Origin of the sequence: Vibrio hangzhouensis (assembly GCF_900107935.1) — a bacterium.
In the GTDB taxonomy this organism is placed as follows: domain Bacteria; phylum Pseudomonadota; class Gammaproteobacteria; order Enterobacterales; family Vibrionaceae; genus Vibrio; species Vibrio hangzhouensis.
The window spans coordinates 144,002-153,433 of record NZ_FNVG01000012.1 but is presented as its reverse complement, the minus strand read 5'-3'; the positions used below and the strand labels follow the sequence as shown (position 1 = coordinate 153,433).

The following is a 9,432-nucleotide window of genomic DNA, read 5'->3' as shown; positions in this document are numbered from 1 at the left end:
GTGACCATTACGCTCACGGGTACCAACGATGTCCCTGCTATTGCTGGCAGCAGCCTGACGGCGGGTGCGGTCAAAGAAGCGGGGCACGAAGATGACGGCACCGTGGTGTCTGGCACGCCAAGTGCGACGGGCACCCTTGAAGCGAGTGATGTGGATGCTGACTCCGTTCTGGCGTTCAGCGCTGAAGGCAGCAGCAACTACGGTAGCTTCGCTATCGATCCGGTGACCGGTCAATGGACGTTCACTTTAGATAACAACTCAGACGCCACCCAAGGGCTGAAAGAAGGTCAGTCGGAAGACGTCATTTTCACGGTAAAAGTGACCGACGATAAAGGGGCGGTGACCGAACAAGCCGTGACCATCACCATTACGGGCACCAACGACCAGCCAACATTTAATGCCAGCAGTAAACTAGTGGGCGCCGTGACCGAAGCGGGTCACGATGATGCGGGTAACCCTCAAGCAGGCACATCTACCGCCACGGGTAGGTTAGTCGCGGATGATGTGGATGCAGAAGCGCAGTTGAAGTTTGCTGTGGACAATGGCGACAGCCCTTACGGTAAATTTGTGGTGCAAGAAGGTGGTCAATGGACCTTTACGCTGGATAACACTACAACCGAGACGCAAGCACTCAAAGAAGGCGAAACCAAAGACGTTAGCTTTACGGTCAAAGTGACCGATGAATTTGGCGCGACTGATACTGAAGTCGTCAAAATTACCATCACAGGTACTAATGATAAGCCAACGATAACCCAATCAAGTGATCTGTTTGGCGATGTAAAAGAAGCGGGACATCAAGATGATGGTACGCCAGTTACTGGTACTGCAGAGGTTGAAGGCACGCTGATTGGTGCTGACGTAGATGCTGGCTCAAGCCTCACTTTCTCAATCGATGATGACAGCAGTGACTATGGCACATTGGTTGTTGACGATGATGGTGACTGGAAGTTTACTCTGGATAATACGTCTTCTCAGGTGCAGTCTTTGAAAGAAGGTCAGAGCCACGATGTTACTTTCACGGTGAAAGTACGGGATGAATTAGGCGCGATTAACACTGAAACCGTCACCATTACAATTAAGGGCACGAATGACCAACCGACATTTACTAGTTCTAGTGTTCTTAATGGGGCCGTCACAGAGGCCGGACATTTGGATAACGGAACGGTTGTTGCGGGTGTTGCCGTTGCCGCTGGTACATTGACCGCGACAGATGTTGATGCGGATGCTCAGCTTAAGTTCTCCGTGGATAATGGAAGCAATGATTACGGTGAATTGGTGGTTCAGGAAAATGGCCAATGGAAGTTCACATTAGACAACAACTCTGCACATACACAAGCGCTGAGAGAAAATGAAACCAAAGAGCTTTCATTCACGGTTAAGGTCACTGATGAGTTTGGCGCCGTAAATACTGAAGTCGTCAAAATCAATATTGCAGGGACCAATGATCAACCACAGATCACGAGCGCCAGCAATTTAGCTGGAACCGTAATTGAGGCCGGAAACAATGATGACGGTACGATTGTATCTGGCGTCACTCAAGCGACAGGTTCGCTGGTTGGCTTTGATGCAGATGCTGGCAGTAACCTAACATACTACGTTAATGATGGTAGTAGTGACTATGGCAACTTAGTTGTTTTACCAGATGGTCAATGGACCTTTACATTAGATAATAACTCTCCCGAAACTCAGGCGCTCAAAGAGGGACAAACTCAGGATATTCACTTTACCGTTACGGTAAGAGATGAGTTGGGTGCGCTAAATACTGAAGTCATTACTATTTCAGTACAAGGGACGAATGATCAACCCACGTTTACCAATGCCAATGACTTAAGTGGTTCTGTGGTCGAGGCTGGAAATTTAGATGACGGCACTGTCGTCGCTGGTACTCGAATTGCCGCTGGTACATTGCACGGCACTGATATCGATGCAGACGCTCGGCTGACTTTCTCAGTTGATAATGGCTCAACACCATACGGAAACCTTGTAGTTCAGCCGGATGGCCAGTGGAAGTTCGTATTGAAGAATGGCTCGAGAGAAACCCAAGCTTTAAGAGAAGGCGAAACTAAAGAGCTTACGTTCAATGTTAAAGTGACCGATGAGTTCGGAGCTGTGAGTACAGAAGTCGTAACCATTGATATTACCGGTACCAATGACGCGCCAAAAATTAAAATCAATGGCGATACTAACCTAATCGAAGATGATGTTGAATCTCGTTCGGGAACGTTGAAAGACCGAGATCCTGATGCTAACGACGACCACACTTGGGAAATTACTGATAGTAACGGTGGTGTTGGTGAGTACGGCACTCTGACTATTTTTGACAATGCTAACGGTGTCACCACATGGCGATACGATCTGGAAACGTCCAGCGCTCAAAGTGGCAAAGTGCAAGCATTGGCACACGGTGAAGTGGTCACGGAAACATTTACCATCAAAGTGACCGATGAGTTCGGTGCGGTTAATGAAAAAACCATCACTCTAAATATTACGGGGAGCAATGATCAGCCAATCATCAACGGAGACTTCGTAGGTAGTGTTACCGAAGATGACTTCCCAAATAATGACCCCTCTCAGCCAATTAAATTTGTCGGTCAACTTGATCCAGGGGATGTCGATACTAATGACACACACTCATGGTCTTTGAATACCGGAAAAGGGCAGTTTGGTACCATTTCTATCGATCCAGTGACTGGTGATTGGACTTACACGCTCAATAATAGCAACCCGTCTGTGCAAGCATTAAGACCGGGTGATACACCGCTAACGGAAACCTTTACTGTCACGGTTAAAGACAGCTCTGGTCAATCCAATGGTTCTGATACTCAAACCATTACAATCAATATTTCTGGAACGAACGATGCGCCAGAACTCGCGGGCACCACAACAGGCAGCGTTATCGAAGACACTCCAGGACGTGAGGTAGCGACGGGTAACCTTGCCGTAACTGATATTGATTCTACCGATACCCATTCTTGGCAGGTTCAGGGTGAAAACCCGGTAAACGGAAAAGCGACCGGCACCTATGGTCAGTTATCGGTAGATGATAACGGGCAGTGGACATACCAACTGGACAGTGACCTGTTGGCAACGCGATCCATTCCGCCTGGTATGACGGTAACAGACAGTTTTGAGGTGATTGTTACCGATGCGGGAGGATTAAGCGATACTATCACGGTCACCGTTTCCGTCGCGGGCACCAATACGGAACCAGAAATTGTGGTTCAGCCGCAGTATACCGTCATTGAAGACGGAACGTCTCTGACAGGAACCATTGTGTCCGGTATTCCAACAACGGAGCAACTCAACAATCATGTTATTGGGGCAGGTGATCCCGACATGGGGGAGGTGATCTCATGGAGCATCATACAAAATGGTCAGTATGGCACCTTTAGTCTCGATGAGTCTTCGGGTACCTGGAGTTACGTGCTTAATAATCGCCATCCTGAGGTCGATGCGCTCGACAAAGGTGATCGATTACCAGGTGGCGATACAGTAACACTGCGAGTCACGGACAAATATGGCATCGAGTCGGTTCAACAAATCCAGATCAACATTGAGGGCGCGAATGATGCGCCAGTGATCGGTGGCGCAACAACCCAAACCATTTTCGAGAACGCAATTGAAGCGGGCCAATATACAGCAAGCGGACAGCTGGAACACGGTGACGTGGATGCTGATGATACCCACCAGTGGACTCTGACGGACGCGAATCAGGGACGTGGCGATTATGGTACGCTCATTATGGGTTCCGATGGGCGTTGGACATTCACCTATGACCAACCCAATAAGCTGTCACAAATCAACGCATTGAAGCCTGGAGAAGTGTTGACGGATACTTTTGAAGTGACAGTCACTGACCATCATGGGGCAAGTTCAAAAGAATCGGTCTCTATTCGAATTGAAGGACAGAATGATGCACCTACCGTGAGTGGTGAAATCAGTGGTCGATTTGTTGAAGATAATGGAACCAATGATACCTCGGACGATATGACTCCTGTGACCGGACAGGCTGTGTTGACCGATGTCGATAACGATGATTTTGCCCAATTTGTGATTGCTGAAGGGCAAACGCACAACGTCTACACGGGTCAGCGTGGTGATTTGTCCATCGACAAAGATGGCAACTGGCAGTTCACACCTAAGAACCATCTATTGCAGTCACTGGCCGAAGGGGAAACCCAAACCGAAGTCTTTACCGTGATTGCTCAGGACCAGAATGGCGCCACAATCACTCAGGATATTACGATCACGATCGAGGGACGTAATGACGTTCCGGTCATACATGGCGAATCTACAGGCACTGTTGTTGAAGATGGTACCAGTGATGTCTATGGCGTCGACCTATCGCGCACCGATGGCCAGTTAGTGGCCACCGATGTTGACAACAATAGTTCCATTAAAGCCTGGTCGATTGAAACGACCGGCAATGGTACTTACGGTACGCTGACGCTGGACAACAGTGGTAAATGGACTTACGTGCTAGACAACAGCAAGGCGGCAACCCAAGCTCTGGAGTCAGGTGAGACCGCTCAGGAGACGTTTTATGTCGTGGCCACGGACAACGATGGTGGCGTGTCTAATCGTCAGCAAATCACCGTTAATGTTATTGGTCAGGCAGATGGTCTGGAAGCGGGTCAGAGCCATGGCAATGGCAATGGCAACGGAAACGGCAATGGTCACCAGCATCATAAGCATCCTCATATTCTTGATAGCGTGACTACAGATGTGAAAGAAGAAGATAAGCTGGAGGGCGAAGGTCAGCAGCTTCCTACTGGTTATCGTGAAATTATTGCTGAGTCTGGAGGCGTCTACGGTCAGTTAATAGAAGACCCCGACCGCCCTGGCCACTGGATTTATCAGCTAGACAACGACTCTCTGTTGACACAGGGCCTGGATGAGGGCCAGACCGCTACAGAAGTGTGGCGTATTGTTGTGCCTCGTGAGGTGACCCATCCTGGGCAAGGTGGTGGGCATGCCCATGGTCGCCCAGATCGTGAGACCGTAGATGACTACGTGGAAGTGACGGTGACCATTCGCGGTACAGCAGACAAACCGGAGATAACGTACGAGACTGACACTAGCCAGCCACAGAACGATACCATCTTACTGGGAACTGCCCAGGAAGATGTGACGACGTCACTGTCAGGTATGCTTGGGGTCGAGGATGCGGATCTGGGGGATACACACCAGTGGGCGATTGATGGCAACCCCACAGGGGCTTATGGCACTTTGTCCATTGATCCTGATACTGGAGAGTGGACCTATATCCTTGATCCAACCGTAGAGTTGCCCGCCGGTAAAGAAGTGTTTGATACTTTCTTTGTGACGGTGAAGGATACTGACCCGAATGAAGATCCAAGTACGGTATCCGACCGTCGGGAAGTCAAAGTTCAGATCGTGGGAACGGCTGAAGACGCTGACAATCCCAATGTCGGTGACGCTAAGATTGTTGTTGAGACCTTTAGCGTGGACGAAGATAACGGTGATACGAGTCAGAAGGGCACGGGTGATGCGTCGATTGAAATTACCTCTCAAGATGCTGGAGGATCACTCCAGTTAGATTCGAATTTGGGATTGGGCGATCAGATAACCTGGACTCTGGTGGACGGATCTGGTGCTTATGGCAGCATTGTCGTGAATCAGGACGGTTCATGGGTATTTACGTTAGATAATGACAGTCAGGCGGTTCAGTCGCTACAGGTAGGAGAAACGCGTCAGGACGTGTTCGAAGTGTATGCCGTAGATCAGTACGGCAAGACACTGGTTGACGATAACGGATTCCCGCAAACTCTGGAAATTGTCGTCAATGTGCATGGTCAGAATGACGCACCATCACTGCGTGCAAACGTTGAAAAAACGATTATTGCTGACGATACGGATCAAACCATATCCGGTCGACTCACCGTTACTGATGTCGACGTAGAAGACCGCGGTCATCACACCTGGTCGATAGCAGAAGACAGTGTGAACGCGGACTACGGCAAGTTGACTTTCCATACTAACGGTACCTGGTCCTATGAAGTCGATCCGACTCAACCGGACATCATTGCACTTGGGGCGAATGAAACCATTGACCAAATTTGGAATGTTACGGTCACTGACCCGAAAGGTGAGAGTGCAACCCAAACGCTGACCATTCATATTCAGGGCGAAAACCAGCCACCGACCATGTCAACGGATAATGGCAGGGTGACAGAAGATGTGATGAGTGGCGCTCAGGTTTCCGTGACCAAATCTATTGTACTTGACGATGTGGACAGCAATGACGTCGTGACACTGACCCCGGTGGATCTGGACGGTACATATGGCCGCTTTGTTGTCGATCCGACAACCAGTACCTGGTCGTACGTATTGTATAACAACCAGCCTCACGTTCAGGCACTGGGCGAAGGTGTCACGGTAACCGAAGAGTTCACCATACGAGCAACCGACAAATTTGGTGCGGAAGTGACTCAGACGGTGGAAGTCACGGTGGTCGGCTCTAACGATCAGCCAACCGTATCTGGTTCGGCTTCAGGCTCTGTGAGCGATAACTTGGGCAGCACCGCGGCAGGTAAAGTCACGGTCTCCGATGTTGATGTTGGTGATACTCATACCTTTTCGGTCAAACAAGATTCAAGCCTTGGTACGTTCATCGTTGATAACAAGGGTCACTGGAAGTTTGTGGTTGATGAGAACAACCCAGAGATCAATGCGTTAGCTAAAGGACAGACCAAAACCATTCAGGTGAGTGTTGTCGCGACAGATAATTCAGGTGTAACGGGTACTCAAGAGTCCAATGAACACGTCATCAATATCACTATTGTCGGTACTAACGATGCGCCGCGAATTGTGGCTATTGGCGAGCAAATGGCGACAGAAAACACCACTACGCAGCTGACAGGTAACTTCGACTCAGGTGATGTTGATACGGTGAATGTTGCAGACAGTCATCACTGGCAAGTGGTATCGGGTGATCCTAGAGGCGAGCTGACGGTTGATCCGCTGACTGGCGCTTGGACCTTTAATCTGACTGGTGATTTTGAGTATTTATCACAAGGTGAAACGCTGTCCAGTCCACTGAGCTATCAAGTGAAAGTCACGGATGAACACGGCGCTTCCGATACCATTACTGTCAATTTCCAAGTGACGGGTGCCAACGATGCTGCAACTATTGTCGCTGAAAATACCGTTGCGACCGGAACCGTACATGAAGATCCAGCAGGAGCAGAATCTGGCACGGCTAATGGTGTGGTAACGATAGCGGACGTTGATCATAACGATACTCACAGCTACAGCTTGAGTAACTCCGGTATGATGACGGAAACTCAAGGCATGTACGGAACACTTAAGCTGATTGCGGGAGATACACCGGAAAGCGTCAAATGGGAGTATGTACTAGACCAAGATAAAGCCAACAGTCTTAACGATGGTCCTGTCACTGAAAACTTTGACCTGTTCATTGAAAGCTTAGTTGGTGGTGTGGCTCAAGGTGATGCTATCAAGCAGACCATCGAAGTTACCGTGGAAGGCCGCAACGACGCAGCGATAGTCGCGCCAGAGTCGCAAGCTTATGCCGAAACCGATGCGCCACTGCGGATGTCAGGCAATCTCAACTCTACAGATGTCGATAACCCTGACGATACGTTTACGGTTCAAAGCAATAAGCAAGGCACATACGGTACGTTCAGTATTGATGCCGATGGCGAATGGACGTTTGTTGCTAACCAAGCATTCAATTCTTTGAATGTTGGTCAAAGTGTTGAAGAAACCTTTGCTGTGACTACGATTGATGGCACACCAACCAGTGTAACTGTGAAGATTGAAGGGACAAACGATGCCGCAACGGTAAGTGTCGCTTCTGTAGAGCGTGCTGAAACCGATGCTGCGTTGACGATTACCGATACCCTAACGTCTAGTGACGTTGATAACGCGGATAATACTTTCATACCAAGTAGCAAAGTGGGGATCTACGGTTCGTTCTCTATCGATGCAAACGGCCACTGGACCTATATCGCTAACGAATCATTTGATCGCTTAAATGTCGGTCAATCGGTTGATGATACCTTTGAAGTGAAGTCTGTGGATGGCACGGTATCAACGGTTAAAGTGACCATTCAGGGTACCAATGATGCGCCAAGTATCACGGGTGATTTTTCTGAAGGCGTCCAGGAAGGTGTGACAGATTCTGTGTCTGGTACAGTGAACATCATCGATGTGGATAGTGCTGTCGTTACTCGTTCGCTGCGTAACGGAACATTGAATGGCGATACCTATACCGCCATCGGCCATTACGGAACGCTAACCTTTAACGTTGCGACAGGGGTATGGGCATATGTATTACTTGCTGGCAGCAGTAATGCTCTGGCCGCAAACCAGACTGAAATAGACACCTTTTACATTGAAGCCTCTGATGGCGCCACCGGCGGGAATAGCGTACAACCAATCACCATTGCAGTGACGGGTAATCCGGGTCTGCGTGGAGATAGTGCTCTCGACGATATTCTTACTGCGACAGCGGATGATGAATGGCTGTTTGGTAATTCAATCCCTATTGGTGGTGGCATCAGTGCAGATAACGACTCACAAGACAGTTTCCGTTGGGAAACCGCAAATCTCGCTGGAACGGATACGATTAAAGACTTTGATGTCCGTGATTTTTTAGCCACTGATCCTACCGTGAAGCACGACGTCGTTGATCTGACGGCAGTTGATTTCAGGGCCGATCTGCTACTGACAGACCAGTTGAGTGTTCATGAGCAGTCGGGGGATACGGTTATTGAGATCAGCGATAGCGGCACGGTATTGCAATCTATTGTCCTGGAAGGAGTGACGCTGACATCACTACTGGGTTTGTCACAGGTGGAAGTCGATAGCATGACACCAACTGAAGTCATCTTAGCTCTGCATCAATCTGAGCAGCTAACGTTACCGGACCAAATTCGGGTAGGATCGAGCACAGATGATGTACTGACGGGTACCGATGAGAGTGACCTTATCTACGGAGGAGGCGGTCATGACATCCTGACAGGAGGTCACGGGCATGATCTGTTCATCTTTACCGAAGAGGCGGCTGGAACGATATTGCATCCCGCGCAGCAAACCGTTACAGACTTCCATATAGGAGACGACCTGTTAGATATCTCCGATTTACTGCCCCAGCACAATGATCTTACCGACTTATTGGGCAATATCACTGTCAAAGTAAATGATGACTCAGATAGCAATGCAGCGACTACCGTTATCAGTGTGACCAACAATGGGGAACAGACGGATATTACCTTGCAGGGTATTGGTTGGAATGAGTTAGGTATTTCTGATGCGAGTGTCATTAATGACCCAGGCCATCATCAGTCAGAATTACTGAATCAGCTTGATATGATGCACGTTATTAAAGTGGATCCGTAACCAAATATTATAAACAAAAAGGGCTGTGCGGAATGCACAGCCCTT

At 49.0% G+C, this 9,432-nt stretch carries 1 protein-coding gene; it reads left to right on the top strand.

The features are described 5' to 3' along the window. Positions 1-9,387, top strand: a 9,387-nt coding sequence (locus tag C4S60_RS13580) for a VCBS domain-containing protein (protein WP_146060872.1), incomplete at its 5' end; no start/stop codon positions are given. Positions 9,388-9,432: the final 45 nt, after the last annotated feature.